This window comes from Citrobacter sp. Cf116 (assembly GCF_030336505.1).
Classification (GTDB): Bacteria; Pseudomonadota; Gammaproteobacteria; order Enterobacterales; family Enterobacteriaceae; genus Citrobacter; species Citrobacter freundii.
The window spans coordinates 552,548-577,962 of record NZ_JAOWEQ010000037.1 but is presented as its reverse complement, the minus strand read 5'-3'; the positions used below and the strand labels follow the sequence as shown (position 1 = coordinate 577,962).

The 25,415-nt window shown below is 49.9% G+C and carries 21 protein-coding genes, 2 tRNA genes and 2 pseudogenes; 9 read left to right on the top strand and 16 right to left on the bottom strand.

What is annotated here, in order from left to right; translation table 11 throughout:
• Positions 1–85: 85 nt before the first annotated feature.
• The 6 genes from puuE (at position 86) to OGV74_RS12130 (ending at position 7,668) form a co-directional block, all read left to right on the top strand.
• Positions 86–1,348: a 4-aminobutyrate transaminase gene (puuE, locus tag OGV74_RS12155; RefSeq protein WP_071697190.1), complete on the top strand. Its 1,263-nt coding sequence runs from the start codon at positions 86–88 to the stop codon at positions 1,346–1,348.
• Between the two features lie 213 nt (positions 1,349–1,561).
• Positions 1,562–3,694, top strand: coding sequence for a TonB-dependent receptor (locus OGV74_RS12150; RefSeq protein WP_057064691.1), 2,133 nt, complete (start codon positions 1,562–1,564; stop codon positions 3,692–3,694).
• 9 nt (positions 3,695–3,703) lie between these two features.
• Positions 3,704–4,714, top strand: coding sequence for an ABC transporter substrate-binding protein (locus OGV74_RS12145; RefSeq protein WP_086504211.1), 1,011 nt, complete (start codon positions 3,704–3,706; stop codon positions 4,712–4,714).
• A 158-nt stretch (positions 4,715–4,872) separates the two neighbouring features.
• The gene (locus OGV74_RS12140; RefSeq protein ID WP_199880186.1) at positions 4,873–5,928 is read left to right on the top strand and encodes an ABC transporter substrate-binding protein; all 1,056 of its coding nucleotides are present in this window, start codon (positions 4,873–4,875) and stop codon (positions 5,926–5,928) included.
• Entirely contained in the window at positions 5,915–6,919 is a 1,005-nt protein-coding gene (locus OGV74_RS12135; protein ID WP_003029283.1) for a FecCD family ABC transporter permease, read from the top strand. Before OGV74_RS12140 ends, OGV74_RS12135 begins: the two co-directional genes overlap by 14 nt.
• The gene (locus tag OGV74_RS12130) at positions 6,916–7,668 is read left to right on the top strand and encodes an ABC transporter ATP-binding protein (RefSeq protein WP_003843516.1); all 753 of its coding nucleotides are present in this window, start codon (positions 6,916–6,918) and stop codon (positions 7,666–7,668) included. The genes OGV74_RS12135 and OGV74_RS12130 overlap by 4 nt, the downstream gene beginning before the upstream one ends.
• On the opposite strand, the gene OGV74_RS12125 is transcribed toward OGV74_RS12130, so the two are convergent.
• From OGV74_RS12125 to OGV74_RS12070, 12 genes and pseudogenes are all read right to left on the bottom strand, one after another.
• Positions 7,655–8,377: a substrate-binding domain-containing protein gene (locus OGV74_RS12125; protein ID WP_086504210.1), complete on the bottom strand. Its 723-nt coding sequence runs from the start codon at positions 8,375–8,377 to the stop codon at positions 7,655–7,657. The two genes, OGV74_RS12130 and OGV74_RS12125, sit on opposite strands and share 14 nt — an antisense overlap.
• Before the next feature lie 169 nt (positions 8,378–8,546).
• Positions 8,547–8,623, bottom strand: a tRNA-Val gene (locus OGV74_RS12120).
• Between the two features lie 4 nt (positions 8,624–8,627).
• Positions 8,628–8,704, bottom strand: a tRNA-Val gene (locus OGV74_RS12115).
• A gap of 199 nt (positions 8,705–8,903) precedes the next feature.
• A pseudogene (locus tag OGV74_RS12110) lies at positions 8,904–9,381 on the bottom strand (glutathione peroxidase).
• Between the two features lie 212 nt (positions 9,382–9,593).
• Entirely contained in the window at positions 9,594–10,604 is a 1,011-nt protein-coding gene (gene gap / locus OGV74_RS12105; protein ID WP_086504042.1) for a type I glyceraldehyde-3-phosphate dehydrogenase, read from the bottom strand.
• A 78-nt stretch (positions 10,605–10,682) separates the two neighbouring features.
• Positions 10,683–11,663, bottom strand: coding sequence for a GlxA family transcriptional regulator (locus OGV74_RS12100; protein WP_086504043.1), 981 nt, complete (start codon positions 11,661–11,663; stop codon positions 10,683–10,685).
• A gap of 72 nt (positions 11,664–11,735) precedes the next feature.
• Positions 11,736–12,518: a DUF1120 domain-containing protein gene (locus OGV74_RS12095; protein WP_008323936.1), complete on the bottom strand. Its 783-nt coding sequence runs from the start codon at positions 12,516–12,518 to the stop codon at positions 11,736–11,738.
• A 4-nt stretch (positions 12,519–12,522) separates the two neighbouring features.
• The gene (locus OGV74_RS12090) at positions 12,523–13,074 is read right to left on the bottom strand and encodes a DUF1120 domain-containing protein (RefSeq protein WP_071697183.1); all 552 of its coding nucleotides are present in this window, start codon (positions 13,072–13,074) and stop codon (positions 12,523–12,525) included.
• Positions 13,071–15,404, bottom strand: coding sequence for a fimbrial biogenesis usher protein (locus OGV74_RS12085; RefSeq protein ID WP_234400772.1), 2,334 nt, complete (start codon positions 15,402–15,404; stop codon positions 13,071–13,073). The genes OGV74_RS12090 and OGV74_RS12085 overlap by 4 nt, the downstream gene beginning before the upstream one ends.
• 202 nt (positions 15,405–15,606) lie before the next feature.
• Positions 15,607–16,311, bottom strand: a complete 705-nt coding sequence (locus OGV74_RS12080; protein WP_086504045.1) for a fimbria/pilus chaperone family protein — start codon at positions 16,309–16,311, stop codon at positions 15,607–15,609.
• 99 nt (positions 16,312–16,410) lie between these two features.
• Positions 16,411–17,115 (bottom strand): DUF1120 domain-containing protein, encoded by a 705-nt coding sequence (locus OGV74_RS12075; protein ID WP_016150178.1) that lies wholly within the window; start codon positions 17,113–17,115, stop codon positions 16,411–16,413.
• 224 nt (positions 17,116–17,339) lie between these two features.
• Positions 17,340–17,645, bottom strand: coding sequence for a helix-turn-helix domain-containing protein (locus OGV74_RS12070; RefSeq protein ID WP_003029261.1), 306 nt, complete (start codon positions 17,643–17,645; stop codon positions 17,340–17,342).
• Between the two features lie 673 nt (positions 17,646–18,318).
• On the opposite strand from OGV74_RS12070, the pseudogene OGV74_RS23405 reads away from it, so the two are divergent.
• From OGV74_RS23405 to OGV74_RS12055, 3 genes and pseudogenes are all read left to right on the top strand, one after another.
• A pseudogene (locus tag OGV74_RS23405) lies at positions 18,319–18,477 on the top strand (DNA methylase); the annotation flags it as partial.
• 134 nt (positions 18,478–18,611) lie between these two features.
• Positions 18,612–19,301, top strand: a complete 690-nt coding sequence (locus OGV74_RS12060; RefSeq protein ID WP_003836487.1) for a helix-turn-helix transcriptional regulator — start codon at positions 18,612–18,614, stop codon at positions 19,299–19,301.
• A 70-nt stretch (positions 19,302–19,371) separates the two neighbouring features.
• A complete protein-coding gene (locus tag OGV74_RS12055; RefSeq protein ID WP_003029256.1) occupies positions 19,372–20,118 on the top strand; it encodes an SDR family NAD(P)-dependent oxidoreductase in 747 nt (248 codons plus the stop codon).
• 420 nt (positions 20,119–20,538) lie between these two features.
• Here the strand turns inward: OGV74_RS12055 and trpS are convergent, their stop codons facing one another.
• The 4 genes from trpS to OGV74_RS12035 form a co-directional block, all read right to left on the bottom strand.
• Positions 20,539–21,543, bottom strand: a complete 1,005-nt coding sequence (gene trpS / locus OGV74_RS12050; protein WP_003029254.1) for a tryptophan--tRNA ligase — start codon at positions 21,541–21,543, stop codon at positions 20,539–20,541.
• A 201-nt stretch (positions 21,544–21,744) separates the two neighbouring features.
• Positions 21,745–23,529: a diguanylate cyclase gene (locus OGV74_RS12045; RefSeq protein WP_086504047.1), complete on the bottom strand. Its 1,785-nt coding sequence runs from the start codon at positions 23,527–23,529 to the stop codon at positions 21,745–21,747.
• Positions 23,530–23,648: 119 nt separating this feature from the next.
• The gene (locus OGV74_RS12040; RefSeq protein WP_086504048.1) at positions 23,649–24,758 is read right to left on the bottom strand and encodes an AI-2E family transporter; all 1,110 of its coding nucleotides are present in this window, start codon (positions 24,756–24,758) and stop codon (positions 23,649–23,651) included.
• Between the two features lie 165 nt (positions 24,759–24,923).
• Positions 24,924–25,406 carry a glutathione peroxidase gene (locus tag OGV74_RS12035; RefSeq protein WP_286520854.1) on the bottom strand — a complete coding sequence of 161 codons (483 nt, stop codon included), beginning with the start codon at positions 25,404–25,406 and terminating at the stop codon, positions 24,924–24,926.
• Positions 25,407–25,415: the final 9 nt, after the last annotated feature.

Below are 25,415 nucleotides of genomic sequence, written 5' to 3'. Positions count from 1 at the left end.
ATTTGGCTCTCGATTAAAGTACCAGACGGCGTCTAAATTGAAAGGGTAATTCAACCGAAATGTATTAATGGACAAGGTGTAGAGAATGAACAATAAAAACCTGCAACAACGTCGTCTGGATGCCACCCCGCGTGGCGTGGGTGTTATGTGTGATTTTTATGCCCAGTCGGCAGAAAACAGCACGATTACCGATATCGAAGGCAATCAGTACATTGATTTTGCCGCCGGGATTGCCGTGCTGAACACCGGACACCGCCATCCTCGCCTGGTGCAGGCAGTCGAAGCGCAACTTCAGGCTTTTACCCATACGGCTTATCAGATTGTCCCGTACGAAAGCTATGTGTCTTTGGCTGAGAAAATCAACAACGTCGCGCCAATCGATGGCAAGCGTAAAACCACATTCTTCACCACCGGGGCTGAAGCGGTAGAAAACGCGGTGAAAATTGCACGCGCACATACCGGGCGTCCTGGCGTTATCGCATTTGGCGGTGGTTTTCATGGTCGTACTTACATGACGATGGCGTTAACCGGCAAGGTGGCACCCTATAAAAAAGGTTTCGGTCCGTTCCCTGGCTCTGTTTACCATGCTCCGTATCCTTCTGAATTACAGGGTATTTCCACGGCGGATTCCCTAAAAGCGATTGAGCGTCTGTTTAAAGCCGATATCGACCCAACCCAGGTTGCGGCGATTATCTTCGAACCCGTCCAGGGCGAAGGGGGCTTCGTGGTGGCACCGCCGGAATTTGTGGCTGCCATCCGCCGTATTTGCGACGAGCATGGCATCGTGATGATTGCCGATGAAGTACAAAGCGGGTTTGCCCGTACGGGCCAGCTGTTTGCGATGGATCATTACGCCGATAAAGCGGACCTGATGACCATGGCGAAAAGCCTCGCGGGCGGCATGCCACTGTCTGGCGTCGTGGGCAAAGCCGAAATCATGGATGCACCTGCGCCGGGTGGTCTGGGTGGAACTTACGCCGGGAACCCGCTGTCGATCGCGGCGGCCCATGCAGTACTGGACATTATCCATGATGAACAGCTGTGCCAGCGTGCGGCGGCCCTCGGCGAACAGCTGCGCGCCGCTCTGACAGATGCGCAAGCAGGGTGTCCTGAACTGGCCGAAGTGCGTGGTTTAGGTTCTATGATTGCTGCTGAATTCTGTGATCCAGCGACAGGGGAACCCAACGCTTCCGCCGCACAACGCGTGCAGAAGAAAGCCCTTGAGCAAGGACTGCTGCTGCTGACCTGCGGTCAGTATGGCAACGTTATTCGTTTCCTTTACCCGCTGACGATTCCGCAGGATCAGTTCGCCAAAGCGCTTCAGATCATCAAAGCGGCAACCAAATAATTCGTTAGTTGTCCTTTACCTAAAGCCGACGGTCGTCATTACCGTCGGCTTTTTTGTTGCAGTAAATTTACCAATCACACCTCGTTATATATTTACATATATATCGATTAGATCTATCCTATTCATCATACAAATATAATAACTGTACTCTTCAAGAGAAGGTGCTTGCGTTAGCAGCCTCCAGTCTTTCTATCTAACGAATTGAATTAACGAATGTTAAATAACAAAATTACCCCAGTGGCCTCTGGGTTGTTGACCTTTGCCTGTCTTTCCACCGCCGTAACGGCTCATGCTGAAGATACCGTCATCGTTTCGGCGCCCGCCACGTCACAATCCTCGTTATCGGAACATGAACCTCCTGCGAGCGAAAAAAAAGCAACGTTAGGTAGCCTCGGCGAGCGAGAGCTGATAGACGTTCCCTGGTCGGTGCAGACGCTGTCGAAAAAAGTGCTGGATCAGCAACAAATCAAAGATGTGAAAGACGCCTATCGCTACCTACCGTCCGTTCAGGGTGACGGCGTCCGCCCGCAAACCCGGGGCATGCAGGGGAGTGTGGTACAAAACCATATGATTGATGGCCTGAACGCCGTCTCCACGACTGAATATTCGACCGAACAGTTCCAGAACATTGAAGTGTTGAGCGGCATCGCCGGGTCGCTGTATGGCCCCGCCAATCCAGCAGGGATGTTTAATCTGGTGTCCAAACGACCCGTCGATACGCCGTTACACCGCGTCACCGTGGGGCAAGGTACAGGGTCGGGTACGCTGACGTCGATGGATTTCAGTGGCCCAATCGATGCGGGAGACCGGGTGAAATATCGTCTCAACTTGCTAAATGATGAGGGCCATAGCTACACCACCGATAGCCATGTCCGTCGACAGTACGCTGGCTTGGGGCTGGACTTTCAACTGACAGATCAAACGGTGCTGGAGAGTAATTTCAGCTATTACCATTATTACGAAAAAGGTATGCCGGGGAGTTTTGCTCTGGCGAAAGGCGTTCACTTCCCCGCGGCATTTGATCCTACGGACAGTAAGTATGGTCAGTCTTATGCGGGTCATGATGACGAAACAACCACCGTCGATATGCATATTAAGCATGATTTTGACGGCAACTGGATGCTGGATCTGGGGGCGCTGCACCAGGTTGCAGACCGAGAATCGACGGCAGTGACCAATACTCTGACGAATAACCAAGGAGATTACACCACCACAACCGCCAATTCGGCGGCCAGTCGCTTTACCATCAACAGCTATTTAGCGAACCTGACTGGTAGCGTTGATACTGGCTGGCTGACGCAGGACATTGCTACCGGAATGCGTGGATTTGTGTGGAAAAACTATAATCCAAGAAACGGTGGCACTTTCACTCTGGGGCATTCTTCTCTCAATCAACATCCCGACTATCCACGACCACCGTATCCAGATTTTAACGATCGCTATCATTCGGCGACCACCACTCAGCATGCATTTTTGCTAAGCGATACGCTGCATTTTTCCCCGCAGTGGAGCTTGCTGCTTTCCGGCAGCGAGAACCTGTTTACCGTCAGTAACTACAACAAAGCTGGGCATGAAAGCAGCCGTCAGAAAGACAATGGCATGAGCGGTTCCACCAGCCTGATGTATAAACCGGTGGAGAACGTCACGCTGTATACCACCTGGGCGGACAGTTTGCAGCAGGGCGATACCGCACCCGCCGGGGCGCGCAATGCCGGGCAGGTGTTAGATCCCTACCGAAGTCGTCAGATCGAAGTGGGCGCAAAATATGCGCCTGTAAAAGACCTGCTGCTTACCGCTGCGCTGTTTGAAGCCAAACGCCCCTTTGCCTATACCAACGACAACGGCGATTTTGCTCAGGACGGTACGCAAAAAAACCGTGGGCTGGAGCTGATGGCTGATGGGCATATTACTCATAATTTACGCGTGTTAGGCGGCGGAGCCTGGCTAGATCCAACGCTTCATAATACCGCGGCCAGCAATGCGGATGGTAAGCAAGTTGTTGGTTTGCCGCGTTTCGCCTCGAATATTCTCGCGATCTACACCATCGAACGGGTTCCGGGACTGGATGTCGACACGAACGTGCATTACGTCGGACGTCGGGCTACCGATAATGCCAATGACAGTTGGGTCGGGAGTTACACCACGGTGGACATCGGCACGCGTTATGCCACCAGACTGTGGAACACGCCAACCACTTTCCGGTTTGATATCACCAATCTCACCGACCGTCACTATTGGACCAATATTGTTCCGGGCGCATTGACCGGCTACACGGGCGCAGGGGCTGCCAGCGCTCAACTTGGTGCACCGCGTCAGGCTCAGGTTTCTGTTCAGGTTGATTTTTAGGGGTTGCTCATGAAAACGTGCCACACATGGCTGCTTTGTGTGTGGCTGGCGTTTCCTGCCCTGGCAACGCGCCAGGTTGTGGATGATGCTGGTCACACAGTTACCGTTCCCACACATGTTGAACGTATTGCGGATGGCTGGTTTGCCCATCATTCGGTGCTGATGACGCTGGGCGCAGGTCGTAACATTGTTGTGACGGTCAACCATGAGGATAACCAGCCATGGATGTTCAAAATCAACCCTTCCCTGAGGCAAGCCTTACAGATACGAGGAACATCATTTAATACTGAGGATTTGTTGGCTCGGCACGTCGATGTGGTGTTCGTGGCAAAAGGAAAAGGGGATGCTCAAAGTTACAGTCAGGCGGGCATCCCGGCCCTTGAAATGGCATTTACTGACTATGCTTCGATGGAAAAATCGGTCACTACAACCGCAGAGGTTCTGGGGACGGGGCAGGCTCGCGCCCGGGCGACGGCTTACAATCAGTATCTCAACCGTGTACTCGCGGATGTGCAGGCTAAAACGGCGAAGTTGTCGGCAGATCAGCGCCCTCGGGTACTTCATATTCAGTCGCTGAATCCGCTTAAAGTCGATGGCAGGAACACGTTGATCGATACCTGGATTACGCTGACGGGGGGACGGAATGCGGCAGATGAAGTGGACGGCAACATGAAGGAGGTGTCGCCCGAAAGGGTGCTCTACTGGCAACCGCAGGTCATTATTCTCGGTGCGGGTTGCGGTGATATCGCCAGTTCGCCATATGCGGCATTGTTCAAAGAACTTGACGCGGTTAAGCAGGGTAATGTCTGGCGCAATCCGGCGGGCGTGTTCCCCTGGGATCGTTACGGCACTGAAAGCGCGCTACAGCTGCAATGGGCTGCATCAAAACTGCATCCTACGCTGTTTAGCGGCCTGGATATGGTCAGCGTGACGCGCGATTTTTATCGCCAGTTCTTCGATTATTCGCTCACTCCAACGCAGGCGATGCGAATTTTAAACGCGTTACCTCCACAGGAGTAACACTTGCGTGTAAAGACAGGCGAGATAAGGATCGCACGCCATTTTTACCCCTCTTAAATGTGGGGTTTGGTGCGTTGCATGATGATAATGGGTTGCCAGTCATCACGTTATATAATTTAATGCATATCGTTTTTACTCCTCTATTCAGATGGTATCCCATGTTAACTTTCCGCTCTTTTGTGCTGGTATGCGCCAGCATGTTGTTTGCGTTTTCTGCTCAGGCCGACCGTACGATCACCGATCAGCTTGGTCGTCAGGTCACGATTCCTGACCATGTGGACAAAGTGGTCGTGCTGCAACACCAGACGTTGAATATTCTGGTCCAGCTCAATGCGCAGCAGGACATTGTTGGCGTGATGTCGAGCTGGAAAAAACAGCTCGGGCCTGAATTTGCGCGCTTTATGCCGACGATTACTACATTGCCGACACCGGGCGATCTCACCAGCGTGAACATCGAAAGCCTGCTGGCAATTCATCCACAGGTGGTGTTTGTCGCCAACTATGCGCCCGCGGAGATGATCCAGCAGATTCAGAACGCCGGTATTCCGGTCGTTGCTATCTCAATGCGCAAAGATGCCGACGGGCAACAGAATAAAATGAACCCAACTATGGCCGATGAAGAGCAGGTCTACAACGAAGGGTTAAAGCAGGGTATTCGCTTGATTGCGGATGTCGTGGGGCGCAAACCGCAGGCTGAAACGTTAATCGACTACGTTTTTGCGGCACGAGCAAAATTTAATGCGCCGGTTGCAAACATCCCGGATGCGCAAAAAGTCCGTATTTATATGGCTAACCCCGACCTGATGACTTACGGCTCCGGGAAGTACACCGGACTGATGATGCAGCACGCGGGGGGATTAAACGTGGCGGCTGCCAGTGTGAAAGGGGCCCGTCAGGTTGCGCTGGAGCAGGTATTAGCGTGGAACCCGCAGGTGATTTTTGTCCAGGATCGCTATCCGCAGGTGGTAACTCAGATCCAAAACGATCCGAACTGGCAGGGGATTGATGCGGTGAAAAATCATCGTGTCTGGTTGATGCCTGAATACGCCAAAGCCTGGGGCTATCCGATGCCGGAGGCGTTGGCGATCGGTGAACTGTGGATGGCCAAAAAACTGTATCCGGATGCCTATAAAGATGTGGATGTTGATGCGCAGGCGCAAGATTACTATCAGCGTTTTTATCGTGTGAACTGGCAGTCTGATGCAGCTAAGTAACCGTTTTTTGCCCCAGCAACCGCTCTTAATCGTTGTGGTCCTGTTGCTGGGCGTCAGTTCGCTATGCCTCGGACAATATCCGCTGTCGTTAAGCGAGGTGTTTTACCACCTGACGCACTATAGCGACGCTGAGGGAATAGCCAGCCAGGTGATCTGGACGGTCAGATTACCGCGTATTCTGATGGCGCTGCTGGCGGGGGGCGCGCTGGGGTTATGCGGGGCGACGTTGCAAGGAGTATTTCATAATCCGCTGGTCGACCCGCATATTATCGGTGTGACGTCGGGGGCGGCCTTTGGCGGAACGCTGGCCATCCTGCTCGGTCTTTCGCCCTTGCTGATGATGGGGTCAACGTTTTTCTTCGGTCTGACGGCATTGATCCTGGTGTATGCCATTGCTGCGTTACAGGGGCTGGAGAATACGCTGGTGTTGATCCTGTCAGGTATCATTTTGAGCGGCTTTTTTGCCGCGCTGGTGAGCCTGATCCAATATCAGGCTGATACTGAAGAGACGTTACCTAATATTGTGTTCTGGCTGCTGGGGAGCTTCGCGACGGCCAACTGGCATAAAGTACTGCTATTGGCGGTTCCAGTCGGTATCGCCGCGACGGTTTTGTTCCAGCTACGCTGGCGGATAAACCTGTTATCGCTCAATGACAAAGATGCCAGAGCACTGGGGGTGGCGGTGGTTCCTCTGCGACGCAGCGTTTTGGTGTGCTGCGCATTTTTGGTCGCCGCTCAGGTGGCGGTCAGCGGCAGTATTGCCTGGGTTGGGTTGGTTATTCCGCATCTGGCGCGTTTGTTGGTGGGCGTTGATCATCGTCGTCTACTGCCGTGTGCCTTCTGGTTGGGGGGCGGTTTTATGATTGTCGTGGATGATATTGCCCGCACCCTGATGCACGCGGAGATACCGCTGGGGATCATAACCGCATTGTTCGGTGCGCCGTTGTTTGCTTTCTTGCTCATTCGTACCAGCCGTCGGGAGAAATCATGATACCTGCCGCACTGCGCGTAAATCAGCTTTCTTATGGGTATCGCGCGCCGCTATTTGAGCCGCTAACGTTCTGTTGCCAGAAAGGTGATATCTGGGCCGTGCTTGGACGTAACGGTCTGGGTAAAAGTACGCTGCTTGATACGCTAACCGGCACGCTGCCTGCTTTAGGCGGGAGTATTGAAAATAACGGTGGGATAGGAATTGTGGCACAGCATAGCCATCTACCGTTTCCTTATACGGTCAGCGACGTGGTATTGATGGGGCGGGCACAGCACGTGAAGCTTTTTGCGCAACCCAGCCAGCAGGATCAACAAAGAGCAATGCAGGCATTAGAGCAGTTGAGTATTGCGCATCTTGCCTCCAGCTCATTTGGCTCACTTTCTGGCGGGCAGCAACAGTTAGTGATGATTGCCCGGGCTCTGGTGACTGAGTGTCAAACGTTGTTACTTGATGAACCGTGTTCCGCGCTGGATCTCGCCAATCAGCAGGTGGTGCTCCAGCTCATCAGCGATTTGGCCCATCAACAGAGATGCAGCATTCTCTTTTCGACCCACGATCCGCTTCACGCGTTGCAGGTTGCTTCCCATACTTTGCTGCTACTCCCTGAAGGTAAATGGCGGGCAGGGCCAACGGACAGCATTGTGACCGAAGAGAATCTGTTTCTGGCCTATGGCTTACCGCTGCGAAAACTTAGCGTGGAGAATCACCCTACGCCGTTTATCGCACCGTTGTTTTCTATTCGGCGTTAAGCGGTAAGAATCCTGCGGCGGTAAGGAACGCCTGACCGCTGCGGGAAAGTATGAATTCAACCAGCGCCATGACTTCTTTGGATGCATCAAGCACCGCCAGTTGGTATTCGCAAAAAATATTGTGCTCGTCCGGAATAGCCACGTAATGTACGTCGGTCATCGCGTGCAGCGCGTGTGCGTAATGCGCGTAACCGATAAACAGATCGGCCAGCCCCTGGCGCAGGATCCAGGCGCTCGCCAGTTCTCCTTGCGGGATTTTAACCGTATCACGGCCACCAACCAGTGGGATAGCGCGCGCCCGAAGTTGCTGCCCGAGTCCTGGTTCCAGTACATCCATATTGTCGAAAAATGCCCAGGTATAGTCTCCGGAAGGGTCGCAGCCGGGCGTTGATGTCCCTGGTCGCAGCGTTGGGTCACGGAGTAAATCCAGCCAGGTTCCGATTCGGTTGCTGACAAGGCTCAGTTTGTTCCAGCAAAAGGTGTGCGTTGAGACGGCTTTATTACGTATCAGCAGGTTTTGCGGATGTTCCCGGTTGGCGGAGGCAAAGAGCGCACACGGTTCACCCGCTTCAATACGCTCGCGCAGTAAACCGGCCGGACCATATTCAATCTTGACGTCTATTCCACTCATGCGCGTGAACTGGCTTACCAGCGGGGTAAATGCTGGGCGTAAACTGCCCGCGGCGAACAGGAGAATGGAAGAGGGCATGGTATCCGGGCTCTGACGAAAGACATTATACGAAGAAGATGAATGATACGCGTTGAGCATGGAATTTAGAATGATTTAACGCATTGCTATTGTAGCAACGTAGGAAATGATAAAACTGAAGATAAACGATAGTTTTGAGGAGAAATAGCACCAAATCGAAGAGATGATTTGGTGCGTCCGAGTGGACTCGAACCACCGACCCCCACCATGTCAAGGTGGTGCTCTAACCAACTGAGCTACGGACGCAAGATGGTGCGTTCAATTGGACTCGAACCAACGACCCCCACCATGTCAAGGTGGTGCTCTAACCAACTGAGCTATGAACGCAACGTTGTAGGTGACAACGGGGACGAATATTAGCGGCACAGACCGAATGAGGCAAGAGGGAAATGGCATTTTTCTTCCTGATCTCACGCGATTGCAGAGTAATTAAGCAAGTTGACTATATTTTGTTGATTTTGCAGCGTGTTTTTTACTCAGGCAGCAGGCAGGGGCATAATGGGAACGGTTTGAATGACATGAGCACTCAGTCTTTTAGCGTTGCAAGGATCGTGGCTTCTATTTTCTCTTGAGTCGTGTAGGGGGCAAAACGCTTAAGCGGCTTACCGTCGCGCCCGATCAGGAATTTAGTGAAGTTCCACTTGATCCACCCAGCACGCCGGGTAATTCATCTTTCAGGAAACGAAACACCGGATGCGTCCCAGCGCCGTTGACGTCCACTTTCTCAAACATCGGGAAGCTCACACCGTAGTCGATGTGACAGGTTTGTGCGATTTCATCGGCTCCACCAGGTTCCTGTTTACCGAACTGGTTGCAGGGGAAACCCAGCACCGCCAGACCCTGTGCGGCGTACTTCTTATAGAGCACTTTGAGGCCTGCTATTGTGGCGTGAATCCACAATGACTGGCGGTATTAACCACCAGCACCAGTTTGCCAGCGTAATCGGCCATCGAGATGGGTTGGCCATTGAGACTGGTGGCAGTAAGTTGATGAAAGGTGGTCATACCGGAATCATCAATTAAGTTCACATTACTCATATTGCCTGCGGGTTATAGGCTTCGCTTAGTGACTTTTTATTATGGTAGCAACCGTAAGATTAATAAAATGACTAAGTTGAGAGGAATTGCTCCGCCATCAAACTCACATTTAATCTGCCGTGGCAGAGTTAAAAAATCCACGCCAGGCGTGGATTTTAAGAGGGCGTGGGAAGCAGGAGTTAGCGCTCGTTTTTTGCCATTAACAGCGCCAGGTCGACGAGCCGATTGGAGAATCCCCATTCGTTATCGTACCAGGCGAGAATTTTGACCATATTGCCACCAATTACCAACGTTGACAGGCCGTCGATAATGGATGAACGCGGGTCACCCTGGTAGTCGCTTGAAACGAGCGGTTCATCGCTATAGCCCAGGATCCCTTTCAGCGGCCCCGTCGCGGCGGCGTTACGAAATGCATTATTGACTTCTTCTTCCGTTACATCCCGCTCAAGCGTGACGGTCAGGTCGACAATTGACACTACCGGAACTGGTACGCGCAGCGAATAACCGGTTAAGCGACCATCCAGCTCAGGGATGACTTTGCCAAGCGCCTTTGCAGCACCGCTTGAGTAGGGCACTATCGACAATGCAGCGGCGCGGGCGCCACGAAGATCTTTTTCCGGTTGGTCGTGCAGCGCCTGGCTGTTGGTGTAGGCATGGGTGGTGTTCATCAGACCATGCTTAATACCGAAATGTTGGTGCAAAACCTGCGCGGCAGGTGCCAGACCGTTGGTGGTGCAGCTACCGTTGCTGACGACAAAGTGTTTATCCGCCGAGTAGAGATGATCGTTAACGCCCATCACGATGGTTAAATCATCGTTTTTACCTGGAGCAGAGATAATTACGCGCTTTGCGCCACCGCTGTGGATATGTACTGCCGCCTTGTCTCGTTCAGTGAAGAAGCCGGTTGCTTCAATGACAATATCGACTTCACGTAGACGCCAGGGGATTTTGGCTGGGTCGCGTTCGCTAAAAACAGTAATGGAATTACCGTTAACGACCAGTTGCCCCTCACTGGCGGCGACGTCGGCATCGAGTTTACCCAGCAGCGAATCGTATTTCAGCAGGTGCGCCAATGTTTTACTGTCAGTCAGATCGTTGATTGCCACAATCTGAATATCCGAGTTACCCAGTGCAGCACGCAGTACGTTACGTCCGATACGGCCAAAACCGTTAATACCGACCTTTACCATGATCAACTCCTTATCTGTTGTCTCTGGCATAAATTTAGGCCGATCACTGCTTGGCGTAAACGACAAAAAAGGATCACTTTAGGCCATTTTACGACAATGAAAACGCTGGCGATATTCGCCCGGGGTCAGGTGAAGCTGTTTTTCGAATAGTCGTCGCAGGTTGATGCTGCTGCCGAATCCCGTTTGTTCGGCAATACGCTCCAGCGTCTCGTTGCTCTGCTCCAGACGCTGCCGGGCGGCGGCCAGACGAGCTTCAGCTACATATCGCGCCGGTGAAGCTCCTGTTTCCCGGGTAAACACGCGGGTGAAGTTACGTGGACTCATGGCGACTTTTTCCGCCAGTTTATCCACGCTGAGGTCGGCGGTGAGGTTCTCAAGCAGCCAGACCAGCAGATCGTTAATCGGGCCCAGAGTACTGGTATGCTGAAGGTTGTAGCGGCTAAACTGCAGCTGGCCCCCAGGACGGCGCAGGTACATGACGAAGTCTTGAGCGACGTCGCGCGCCAGACTGAAACCATAATCCTCTTCAACCAGCGCTAGCGTTAGATCAAAGCCGGAGCTCACGCCACCCGATGTCCAGATGTATTCGTCCTGAATATAAAGCGGACCGCTTTCGACGCGCACCTGAGGGAATTCTGCCTGCATGGTTTCAAGTAGTTTCCAGTGGGTGGTGGCTCGTCTGCCGTCCAGCAGCCCGGTTTGTGCCAGCAGCATCGCACCGCCGCAAATGGATGCAATGCGGCGGGCATGGGGAGCGGCAAGGCGCAGCCAGTCAACCACAGCAATTCCTTCCTGCGGATTTTGACCTCTGCCGGTGATAATGATGGTATCGAGAGGTTCGCGAGGATCTATCTCATGCAGGCGATGATCTGCCAGTAGGTTCAGGCCGGACTGACCATGGATCACCTGATGTGGTTGCGTTGTGGCTAACTGAACCTGATAACAGGTTTCCGTAGCGCTTTTGGGATGCAGGCGGTTGGCCTGCATCATGATGTCGGCAATACCGGCGGATTCAAACAGCATGCCGCCATCGGGAACAATGATGAGTATCTTCTTCATGTCCTGAAAAGTAGTCTTTTTACAAAATAAGTCAACAGACATGTGTTGCGGGATACTATTCTTGTCCCAATATTACAAATAAATCAGGCTGATTGTGGCCTCGCCCTGTAACTCAGTCTCATCCTGTAAGCTCAGGCCATCGGAGGCAATGGCGGCAGAGATCCTGAGGGGGATTGTCAACTGACGAATTGCCACGGGATTATTTTTCGCATCCACCGGAGTCAGTCTCATGATGCCTGAAATCAGTGTTAGTGCTGTCCCGGCTGATTGCCACATGCTCCGTTCTTGTTCCCCCGTCTGATACCCCCATGACGCGATATCGCCTTCCACGGCGCTCTCCCCGGCTAATGCGGTTATCAGGTAACCACCAATCGGTTTTTGACCTGAGGTAACACCCAGTCCAAAGAGGGTGTCAGATGAATGCCGACCAGATGTCTTATCATCGTGAGAGTCAATTATCAGGTTACGGACCCGGGTTTCCGCTTTTTCATCATTGACCATCCATGCCACCTGTCGCAGGCTCTCGCACTGTATATGCAAGCCGATAACACGTGGCGTCAACAGATAGGGAGATGAAGAACGGATCGATGAGAGACTCAGCGTACCGTAATCCACAGTGCCGCCATTATCCAGCGATACCCGGCATGCCGCCGGGATCATTTCAGCTGAAAAGCTCACATCCACCGTATTTTCCGCATACGCCTTCGTAATCAACAGGCAAAATATCCCCCCGGCACAACAAAGCCACCGATGTATCCGTCTATTAATAAGCGAAATCAGGCGCATCTTTCCTGTAACACTTGACTGGTGGTCTATAACACGCTGGAAAATTTCCTTGAACCAAAATGAAATCATCGAGTTATTCTCTCTCTGGTACGGTCATACGTAATGACAATGTTGACGCCTGCTGATCTGAAACCTGAAAGCTGCGGGCCTGTACACGGGGAATAACCGTAAGCAGGAAAGTGGCCGACATCCCGTTCACCGGCTGATGATGTTGCTGGAGCTCAACTGTGTCCCCGTTGAGAACTGCAACAGGGGTCTGCGACCGTAATTCAGACGATTTATTAAGCTCGTGGTGAACAACGAACTGGCTACTCTTATTATCGACAAACGCTTCACTGAACATCACCGTTGCCCGTCCCTCCTCACCGAAACTGAAGTCGAGTCCACGACGGTTATTGTCATCAAACCGGATATGTATGGGTTGAGGAACATCACACCGCACCTGTACCTGTACCTGGCGGGCGGGCAACTGCTGCCATTGGACCTGCCCGGTGGGCTCAGTATCCTGAAACCGGACTTTGCCGTATTCGTGGTGCAACTGGCTGGCAATAATATTGCACTGCGCTTGAACGACCGGACTGACAATAAAACCAATGCCACAACATAATGATATTAAACGAATCATTCGCATACTCCCGTTAACTCTTCATATAAACCATCCTGAGGTGGTGTTGGGGGCAGGGCATACTGTAGCTGGCACATGGGGCTACCGTTGTCATCTCCCACAAAGAACGACTCACCGGGCTGCAGGTTGCTAAAGAAAACCAGGCCGTTTTCCAGAGAATTCGTCACGTACTGCCCATCGCTGTCTACGATCCCTTTTCCTTTAGACAGAAGCTTTCCGTCAGTCCGTCTGACTGTCATGAGTACCCTGCGGGTGTCTGATACCCTGAATTGTGTGAATGCGACGGCTCCTCGCGAAACGGTAAGCTCTGCGGCACCATTGGTTAAGTCGACATGTCTGGGTAACGTTTTAACATCAATATCCAGACGAGAGAGCTGCCACGGTGTTAAGCCGGGAACCAGCGCTTTACCGCGATAATCCGTCCAGACGGGGCCCTGCGGGGTAGATACTTTGATCCCGGAAAGCGGAGAATTTAATGAAAGCGCGCCGTATGATTCCTGAATCGCATAAGGTGAAAAAAGTATCCCTTCCTGATTAACGGAAACCCCGCCGCTGAGCGAACCGCCATACCCCCAATAATTGGCTGTCTGGCTGGCATACCCACTCATCTGGGCGTAATGCAAATTTTGCCCAAAACTGCCGCTGACGGTATTTTGGGCATTTTGCCAGTCCCGTCCTGCCGATAGCGAATATGACATATCGTCCCATTGTCCGCTGGTCTGAACATCGTTATAAGTCCGGGAGCCCTGTCGACGAAGGGACAGATTTACGCGATCGTGTCCCAGAGGCAGCCCAAGTCGGATATAAAAGACATCATCGTCACGTTGCGTACTCGTCCGGGAGCCAGAAACACGTTGCCATGTGGCCGAAAGGTTAATCTGACCATGTCCAGCCCAGCGCCAGTTTTTTGACCATGAGGCATACCATGATTTCGGTGTGGCGGCATGGTCACGCGCGGAGGAGGTCGAGTAACTCAGCGAAAACAGACCTAAATGTTCATGAGCCCAGTTACCTCCCACATTGTAGTAACTGTTCGCTGTGGAAGTCGTATGATTTACAGCGTCGCTGAGCTCACGAAATCCCGCAGATGTTGTGGTCCAGGCCGCCTGAATACTGGCGGAAGGGTTAAGCTGGTAGCGGAGACTGAGGCTTTCCTTGCTGCCCGCATGATGCGTGTACTGTTCCTGTGCCATCGTGGTTTGCAGCGACAGTGACCATGCCGGTATCGGAATAAAACTCAGGGATGCCGCCGCGGATTGATACTGTGCTGAGGCCAGAGCGCTACCGCTTAGCGTTGCCTGTCGGGAAATCCGCATCCCCTGACTTCCGGTAATGAGCCAGGGGGCCGATTCATCGCTGGCAACTGTCTCGCGCACTTTACCGAGTGCCACAGACCCATAAAGGGGAGCGTCGGCCGGAGTTTGTAAGGCCGTGACAGGTACTGAAAACGTTGTTAACTGACCATCCTGTTCCGTCACTTTCACATCCAGCGGAAACTGCGTGCTGAGCATGGAAATGTTATCTAATGAAAACGGTCCTTCAGGAACCTGTGTTGCCTCGATTAACTGTCCGTTTTGATAAACCTCAACACGAGCCTGCGCGGAACGCGCTATTCCCTGAACAGAAACGCCGCTACGAGCAGGACGCAGTGCACTATCAGGAAACAGTTGAAGCCCCGTTAATCCAGGAATGGCGAGTAGCGTCTGACGAGCGTATATCTCTCCTGCCTGAAAGGTCTGTTGTAGCGACTGAAACGTCTTCTGGACATAAGTATATAGTCGCTGAGAACGACGTGTTCCGTCACTGTACGATACCGTATGACGACTGCGAAGCAGCCAGTCATTCAGATTCAGTCCTGATTCAAATAGTCCCAGTTGATAAGTTTCGTGCTTTCCGGACTGAACTGTGGTTGACGACTGCAGATTATAATTAAGCAGCCCCGATGTGCCTCCCTGAATAATATCCTTCCGTAATAAGCTGCTTTCTGGCGTCAGCGCAGATGTCGGAACTGTAATACTAATCTGATTTTTATACGGGTCTGCCGTTAACTGTGCTGCGGGATAAAGCGTCTGATAATCCAGACATCCTTGATTAAACTCATACGCAAGTCCGAGATTTCGGGATATTTCAGGGGTTATACAGGGTTCGCCCTGCGCATTAAATCGCGTCATAAGCTGACGTTTATTGCGCCCGTTAATCACCCAACTAACAGGATATTCGCCTGGTGAAAAACGTGCGGCGTGAGAAAAATAATGACTCAGACCAGCATCCAGTCCACGGTTTTTTAATCTTCCGTCATCAAATAGTAAAGGTTCGGCGGATAACATCATACTGTAACTACCAAGTAGACCGAGAAATAAATAATATGCATACCTGTGAACAGGCAATGTTCTGATTAAATTAAAGGGCATTTATTAACCTTATAGCTATCCTTGCAGGAGCTCGGATATAAATCGTTCTGATGCGAAATAGGTTTTTATAATAAATATTCAGCGTTGAAACCTGACATCCGGTCTGGCGCTAAAGTTTCTTTCAATTTAGCGAAGCAATAAACTCCGACACCTGAACACCGTAACGGCTGACTGGAACAAAACGTACTTCGTTATCAGCCGTAAGCGAGGATGCTGATGATAAGGTTATATGCTGGCCCGGCAGTAAATACGTTCTCCCGAGGTCAAATTGTGTCTTCGACGGTAGTGTGACAAACTGCTGGGCCAGGCGGACGACATAGGGGCTTGGATTAGTAACTTTCAGCTGATTGCCTTCTTTATGCCATGTAAGTAACGTCCAGGGATCTTTTCGTTCCGGTAATCCTTCTGGATGAATAAGTACGGGTAAATTCTGACGTATGGTAATACCAATTTTGTTACTACCGGGAATTTTTGGGGGGATACCTTCGAAAATGACACGTTTAAGATGCTCAGTAATTAGCGGCTTTTCCGTTTTAAGAATAAATCGAACTTGCTGAGTCTTACCTCCTTCAACCCGGACTACCGGCTGAGTCGGCAGGAGTTTAATCGTGTCATCCTCACCGTCAACATTAATGACCTGTGTGTAAAGCAGGGAAGGGATATTGTCTGTATTGGTGACATTCATGCTGCCTCCGCTTTCCTTTTCCTGGATCAGTAAAAGGGAACTGTCAGGCTGCATTCCGGTGGCCATACTAACCTGTGGGACGCATATCAGGAAAAGTGAAAGAATGAAAAGAACTTTCCAGAAGAAAAATGGCTGACGCATTGTAGTTATTCCAGTATATTTACCGGGCCATTAGAACATGGCCCGGTAATAAACAGAGTCGATAAAATTGATTTTATCGTATTAATTTACGGGATATTATTAAAGATAAACCAGAGAAATCGTTGCCTCACCGTCGAGATTCGTTTCATCCGTAATCTTAAGGTCTTCCCCTTTGCGAAGAACTCCTTTAATAGATAATGGAACTTTCAATTCAGAGAAAGCTGCCGGGGTTAATGTATCAGGATTTCCTAAGGTGTGTAACCTGGCCGCAACATCCACGCCGTTTACGGTGCTGCCAGAGGCCGTGCGTGACCAGTCGTCGCTGGTAATTTTTTTACTGATAAACACCAGATTGTCAGTGCTACCCGAATAAGTCATATCAGGGAACCAGTTAATAACAGTATATGCCCCCAGTGTTGTTTCACCGTCGTTCGTAAGCCCCAGACCAAATTGATTGCTGCTTGCGGGTATATCGCTGCCATCAACGGTGGCATTTTTAATCACACCATTATAAAGAGAATCTCTACGTTCATCATGAAGGGTATACGCAACAAGTCGTTCGGAATTGCATTTAATACCCATATTAATACGTTTTTCCGGCAGTTGATTGTCTTCAGTTGCAGACAGGTTCGTCATTAACATTGTTCCGTAGTCAACAATACCGGCGTTATCCAGATTGACGGCGCATGCGCCCGGCACTAATTTTCCGGTGACTTTAAGCGTGGCCGTGTCTCCACCTGCCGCAAGGACTGAACCGGAAATAAAAGTAAGTGATAAAGCAACCAGTAGTTTATTTAATTTCATTTAAGTAACATTCCTAATTATGGATTTAAAAATACAACGCCTGTGCAGCGCCATGTTCACTTTATTCAAGTAAACATGGCGATGCGGAGCATGACTTTCTTCATGTAGCAGGTTTTAGATATTCACACCCGGTAAAAATTAGAGAAATACAAAAGCGATACGTTGTATTTGGTTTCTCTTGAAGAATATTGTCCAGTAAATGCTGCTTTTAAAAATCAAGCTCGTTAATTAATGGTCTTAGTCATTGAATTGTTTTGGATAATGCTTCTGGCCTTGCTAAATACCTGTGTATCCTCATAGAAAACTTCACTGACAAGATGACTCAGTCTTATGTTAAAAACGTTCAGAATTCGCAGAATAAACTCTAACGTAAAAGCGCACTGCCCCCGTTCAAACCGTGATACATGCTGCTGACATATATTTAACTCAACAGCTAACTCTTCTGCGCTCATATTCATTTTTTGTCGGTTGCTACGAACGAATCGACCGATTCTGGCGTTAACGTTAGATATATTGTATTTCAAGTGCATTAGCGACTCCGTTTACTATTTGTTTATGTTGATTTATTTGTTGACATATATTTCGGCCATAAAAGTATTGCAAACATCCTTTACTCTTAAAACAAGTTAATATCGATCGGTCAGTAAATCATCAATAGAATAAAGCTATCAAAACAGGTTAAACGATTGTTTCAATAAATTAAATGAATTTAAGGTTTCATCATATCTTCATGAAATATAAAGATAATATATGATAACGATCTACTTATCTCACAGTCATGAATACACTAATAGTTTCACGTGCAATCATAATTACTATTATTTGGTTACTCTGTGAAATATATAGTTACACGTTACACCAATAAGGAGTAAATTACAGATGTGTTCTATAAATATCAGCGGGTATCTGGTGCTGAAAATTAGAAATAAAGCCTGAAATGGCCATTGTCAGGTCTCAACAATAATATTGATGATTAAAGGGGACTCATAATTTATAGTTCAGAGTAAAAATTGCGGTGATATCTGCCCGTTGCCTGAATTCACTCACACCCACAGCACGATATACTATCCGAACAGCTTTACGGATGTTTTGTAATGACGCTTTGCGGTTCCATGTCCATATCGCGCGATGCGTAAGGATATCCATAGTTGGCTCCAGTGTACCGCGCCTGAGTGGACACAGGACGGGCGGCTTTTCCGCCTCTTTCCGGATCGTGCCGTTGATTTCATCCCCCACAGATCCCCCGCAGTTGGTCGGAGTCCGTGGCCTTTCCGACACAGTATTGCCGGCGACAAAAGCGATGAATGGCTACAACCCACCTGCAATGAGATGAAATGTGTCCTCAAAACAGACGCACTGATGGACGCATTACGAACTTAGCGCGGTATCAGACCTTGGGGCAGTTCAACTTAGCCATCTACACTTGCTTTGTACTAAGATGCTTATCTAATAGATGCTTTAAGAAATCGTCTCAGGATCATGATGGATTTATCACTATGACTAGAACAGAAAGGCTTCTCGAATTACTACAGATATTAAGGGCACAAAGATATCCGATCACTGCATCCACACTCTCAGAAAGATTAGGGATAAGTGTGCGTTCCCTTTACAGAGATATAAAAACGCTGCAGCATCAAGGGGTATGCATTGAAGGTGGTGCTGGAATTGGTTATATCGTTAAATCTGATTTTCATTTGCCACCCTTAAACCTGTCTCATGAAGAAGTCAATGCTATTACGCTTGGATTGAATTGGGTCTCTCATAATACGGACCATGATTTCAAAATTATCGCTAAGAATGCACTTGCCAAAATACATACTGTCATTTCCGGTGAGTTGAAAAATCTTATTGAAAGTCAATCCTATCTGATTGGTCCTTCAGAAAAAAATGAGATGTTTTTTGAAGATATTCGCAATGCTATTAAAAAGCGAAAGAGAATCAAAATAAAGTATTGTGATAAGAAAGACTCTTACTCTTCTCGAGTCATATGGCCCATTGGGTTGGTATACATGGAGTCATGTTGGCTTTTGGTTGCATGGTGTGAGATGAGAAATGATTTTCGCCACTTTAGGACTGACAAAATTAAGGAAATTGAGCAACTGGATTCCTTTTATAGTGAAAGCAGGGCGGTTTTATTGAAAAAATGGAGAGTAAAAGAAGGGATTAGCGAGGAGAAAGAGTACTGACAAAAACTGTCACAGCTCATTTGTATACTAACCCAGATGAAAGGTTCAATTCTACATCTTTGGGGGGAGTATGAATTTCCAAAATAAAATTGCTGTGATAACAGGAAGCACTACAGGAATAGGTGAGGCCGTCGCAAAGCAATTACACATACATGGTGCTAAGGTCATTATTGTCGCCCGTTCGTCAGAGCAGGCTAAACAAAAAGCGAAACAATTATCTTCACAGGGTCAACAAGCGATGGGGATCGGATGTGATGTATCACAGCCCGAACAAGTACGACAAATGATCGATGAGGTTATCGAACGCTTCGGCAGACTTGATTATGCTGTAAATAATGCAGGCTTAACAGGTGATCATGGTAAAAACATAACAGAGCAAACAGTTGAGAACTGGGATAAGGTTATTGCCACCTCATTGAGCGGAGTTTTTTACTGCCTAAAATATGAAATACCTCAGATGATGAAGTTTGGTGGCTCAATAGTGAATTTATCTGCCGTAAATGGCCTGGTTGGCATTCCTGGATTAGCGCCTTACACCGTGGCTAAGCATGGTATAATTGGTTTAACCCAAACCGCAGCGCTAGAATTTGCATGTCAAGGAATTCGAGTAAATGCAGTCGCTCCTGGTTATGTCCAGACCCCGCGAATGAGTGCACTTCCTGAAAATATCGTACATAGCTTCGCCAATAGCCACCCTATGAAAAGGATGGCAAAAATGCAAGAAATAGCAGACTTCATCTTGTTTTTGCTATCAGACAAATCCGCATTCTGTACCGGAGGAGTTTATCCAATTGATGGTGGATATTTAGCCGAGTAAATTTCTCTAACGTTTTAAACTATAAGCATTACCTAACCAAAGCGGTAGGTTCAATAGGAGCGTTATAATATATTTAATGCTCCTATTATAGGGGTAATGATAACAGCATCTCCAGTTTGAACTAATATGAGAATAAATGATCGACTTTCCATTGGTTTAACTCACATTGAAAAACGGGCATCTTTGTCTGTAGATACAGATGAAATGCTTCCTTTTGCCACTCGTTGAGTAGCATAGTCTCTTCGGCGACAATCCATGCCTTTTCTCAGAGGGGCCATCGCCTGAAATGAGGTTTTGATTTCGAAATAAAACATTAGTGCATTTTGCTGATAAAACGTGGGGAAGATTCTGAAAGCTCCCGGCGAAGGTAACTCGTTGGGAGCTGTCTTTATTTATTGGGCCGACTGTAATAGGTCGAGTTCAGAACACCGGCAAACCCAGCCCTTGCTTCACTTCTCTTAATGTCTGCTGCGTGATCTCGTGCGCCTGTTCGCTGCCTTTTTTGAGCATTGCCATCAGCATGCCTTTATCCTGAATGTAGGTTGCCCGCAGCTCGCGCATTGGGGCGATGAGTTCCTGCAAGCACACCTCCAGCTCGTTTTTGCATGTCCGGTCACCCAGTCCACCCCGTTGGTAATGCGCTTTCATTTCCGCCACTTTTGCTTTATCCGGATGAAAAGCGTCGAGGTAAATGAATACCATATTGCCGTCGATTTGCCCCGGGTCGGATACTTTCAGATGATTGGGGTCGGTGTACATTGCACTGACCGCGTGATGAATGGTTTCTTCGCTGGCTGACAGGAGCAATGTGTTACCAAGCGATTTTGACATTTTGGCATTCCCGTCGATCCCTGGTAGGCGGCTGGTTTCACTCAGCAGCGCTTTGCAGTGCGATAAGACGGGGGCCGGTAACAGGCTATTCATCTTGTGCACGATTTCATTAGTCTGCTCAATCATTGGCAACTGATCGTCGCCGACGGGAACCACTTCGGCTTTGAAGGCCGTAATATCTGCCGCCTGACTGATGGGATAAACCAGAAAACCAACCGGTAACGAGCGGGCAAACCCTTTCTGCGCAATTTCGTTTTTAACCGTAGGATTACGCTCTACGCGAGCCACGGTGACGATATTCATATAAAGCGCGGTCAATTCCGCAAGGGCAGGCAGGGCCGATTGCAAACAAATAGTGGTCAGTGAAGGATCTATTCCTGCGGCAAGATAGTCGGCAAGTACCTCGGGAATATTGTCGCGGATCTTTTGCGGTGTGCTGCCGTTATCGGTTAGCCCTTGCAGGTCAGCCACCAATATAAACTGCTGATAATCATGTTGCAGCGCGGCGCGCTGGCGCAATGACCCCACATAATGGCCAAGATGCAGCGGGCCGGTGGGACGATCGCCAGTGAGGATGATGGTTTTATTGTTCATGTAAGACTCCTTAGTCATAAAACCGAAAGGGGTCTCTAAATGCAAATAACCGCCTTTCGGCGGTTATCTAAAAATGGGAAAAACACATTTTGACCGCCTTTAAGAAGGCAGCCACCACAGGTTGTAATTAAAAGCGGTGATATCGTGTTTTGTATTCATTGAATTAACATATCACCGCCTGGCGTTGAGGTAAAGCCATGTTCAACTGGCCTCCAGCATGCCAAAGCTCACGATGCGCGAACGTCCCAGCTCTTTAGCGCGATACAGTGCCACGTCTGCAGCACGCAGCAGGTTGTCGCTCTGGGCGTGCTGCGGATAGCTGGCTACGCCAATAGAAACATCGACGTGACCAATTTCAGAGACGCCAAAGCGCAGCGACAGTTCGCGTACGCCGTTATAAATATCCGTCGCAAGGCGGTTGGCGGCCTGTTCATCCGTATTGGCCAGCAGCACCAGAAACTCCTCACCGCCATAGCGGAAGGCCATGCCGCTGTCGTGAACCACGCGCTGAATGGTGGCGGCGATACTTTTTATCACGCTGTCTCCCGCCTCGTGACCAAAGCGATCGTTAATATTTTTAAAATGGTCAATATCGATCATCAGGCAACTGATCGGCTCCTTGTTGCGTACGGCCTGGCTCATCTGAGTGCGTAAGGTATCTTCCAGATGATGACGGTTGCGTAGACCAGTTAGCGGATCGTAGAGCGCTTTCTCCAGCAGGGCGTCACGCAGACGCTGGTTGGCTAATGCGAGGCCGAGTGCTTCTGCCATTAGCTCCAGATACGCACGAGAGGGGGCGGAATCATCGTTAAGGTTCTGGAATGAGAGCAGACCGATGGCTTCTCCCTGGGCAATCAGTGGAACGCACAGGGTATGCTGCTGGCATGAGTCCGGCAGATGGTAGCAGGCGATATCGGGTTCACCTTGTACCGGAGGGTGGCTCTGGCCGCGGCGCACAGCCCAGCATTCGTCCGGGTGGAACGCATCCGCTTTACCCTGCGGTGAGAGCCATTGTGCAACGCAGCGCATTTGCCAGGGTTCCCGGTCCAGTATGTAAAGCCGCCCGGCAATACCTGGGGCAATATTCGGTGCAAACAGTTCCGCCACATTGATGACATCGGCAAAATTCTCGCAGCCCTGCAGACGCTGCGTCATACGTGCCAGCAGAGCGCGGATTGCCCAGTCGGCATCTCGCTCCTTCTCCAGTCTCTGACGAGCCAGACCGTTCTCGCGGAATATCCGGATCGCCTGTGCCATGTCGCCTATTTCGTCTATCTGGTTAAAGCTGGGCGTCTCAACGGCATAATCCTGCGATGCGAGACGGTTTACGACATCGCTCAAACGCACGACGGGGCGCAGAACACGACGCTTTAAAATGAAACCGAGAACGAATAAAAACAGCAGCGCCGTCAGACCGACCATCACTTCAGAGGCCGTCCGCAGCATGCGGGATGACTGGGTTGCATCTTCAATCGTGTTGCGTACGCGGCTATCGAGTAACTGGCGGAAATGATCTATACGGTCCTGGGCTCGCTCCAGTTCCTGTTCATAGGCTTTTCCGTACAGCAGGGCGATGGCCTGCGACTCTTCTCCACGCGCGACGCTGGCAAGCGCCTCGGCCTGCTCATCCTGCAGAGCATCCACAATCCGCAGCCCTTCATGCAATAGCGCCAGCTCTTCATCCATTGCACCAAGGTCTTTGAGCTTCGACAGACGATGCTCAACGGCTTTCAGCGACGCTTCTTTCTGGCGGTAGGCGTTGAGCACCTCAGGATCTTTTGCAATAACATAGTCGCGCGCCAGGTCGGACAGCGACCAGGCATCGAGTTCGACTTCTTCGGTAAGTTGATCGAACTGATAACGCTGTTCTACCACCTGGCGTTCTGTGTTATCGGCGCTGGATGCCATCAGCATGACAACGCCTGAAGCGATGGTCAGACATACCGTCGCGCTATAGGCCCAGTTGGTGATTGTGGCTATTCGCACTGATTAGTTCCTTCTGCGACGATTAATGAATACGCATGATTGAAATTATAGGAAACGTATGATTTTGCGTGAAAATAAAAAAGGCGGTCCTTAAACCGCCTTCTGTTATCGTCCTGCAATCAAAAATCTGGAGGATTTTTTCCTTCTTCCATAAAGGCTTCGTCGATTCCTTCTACGTTACCTTCATGGTCACGCCCGGAAAACAGGTTCCAGCAGGTAATGAATAGTGCGGCAACCAGGGGGCCAATCACAAAGCCGTTAATACCGTAGATCTCCATGCCGCCGAGAGTGGTAATCAAAATCAGATAGTCCGGCATTTTGGTGTCTTTACCTACCAGCAGCGGGCGCAGGATATTGTCCACCAGCCCAACGATAATCACAAAGAAGCCAACGATAAACAGCCCTTGCCATAGCTGATGGGTGGCGAACAGAAATATTGCTGCAGGTACCCAGACGATCGCTGAACCGACGGCGGGCACGAGGGAGAGAAACGCCATCAACGCGCCCCACAGAACGCTACCGTCGATATCTACAATCGCAAACGCGATGCCGCCAAGAATACCCTGAACCAAAGCGACGACCGCCGTGCCCTTGACGGTTGCCCGCGTCACGCCGACGAATTTTGCAAACAGGTGCTGTTTGGCAAAATCAGAAAGCGGTAATGAGTCCAGAATCTGGCGCACCAGGTACGGTCCGTCCTTCAGTAAGAAGAACAGTAGATACAGCATGATGCCAAAGCTAATAGCAAAGCCGAATGTTCCTTTACCAATCAGGAACGCGCTGCCGGCGAGGTATTGTCCACCCTGCAGCACGACATCGGACAGTTTTTTCTGGATCTGCGCGACATCATCCAGATTGTGTTCTGCCAGAAAACCTCTGGCCCAGTCAGGAAGATACGAAAGAACAGAAGCGACGACCTCCGGGAACTGCGTGTCATTCTGTTGCAGTTTGGTGTACACCACGTTCAGTTCAATGGCCAGCGATGACAGGATTACCATCAGCGGGATAAAGACAATCAGACAGATAATGACGATGGTAATCAACGATGCCAGTCCGTTGCGGTCGCCAAGCGCGCTGCGCAGTCTGTTTTTTACCGGGTTAAAGATAGTCGTTAATATCGCGGCCCACAAAATGGCGGAAAAGTAGGGGGACAGCACATCGAAGAATGCCCAGGTCACGAGGGCAAGTATGAAAATGAAGAAACCTTTAGTCAGTCCGTTAAATCGCATTAGTAAACCCTGTAATGAAAAGCAGTCCAGACTATAGAACCGTTCAGGGGATTTACCAACTTTAGCTGAAGATTGCCGCTTATTTTGGCTAATACGGTGACTTACTGAAGATAAAAACCAATGAATATCCACAGTGTTAATGTGATATTTGAATGACAGCAACCATTAGATTTTTAGTGCATCAAAGATGACGGTATCTATTTTTTCTGGAGTGGTGAAGGGGGCAAAACGCTTAAGCGGTTTTCCGTCGCGTCTGACCAGAAATTTAGTGAAGTTCCACTTGATCCTCCCACCCAGTATGCCGGGTAATTCATCTTTCAGGTAACGAAATACTGGGTGTGTAGCGGCACCGTTAACCTCCACTTTCTCAAACATTGGAAAACTCACGCCGTAGTTGACGTAGCAGGTCTGCGCGATTTCGTCGGCCCCACCGGGTTCCTGCTTACCAAACTGGTTGCAGGGGAAACCAAGCACCACCAGGCCCTGTGTGTTGTATTTCTTATACAGTGCTTCAAGGCCCGCATATTGTGGCGTAAAGCCACAATGGCTGGCGGTATTAACCACCAGTACCAGTTTGCCTGCATAGTCGGCCATTGAAATAAGCTGACCATTCAGGCTTGTGGCGGTAAGTTGATGAAAAGTGCTCATTTTTTAAAC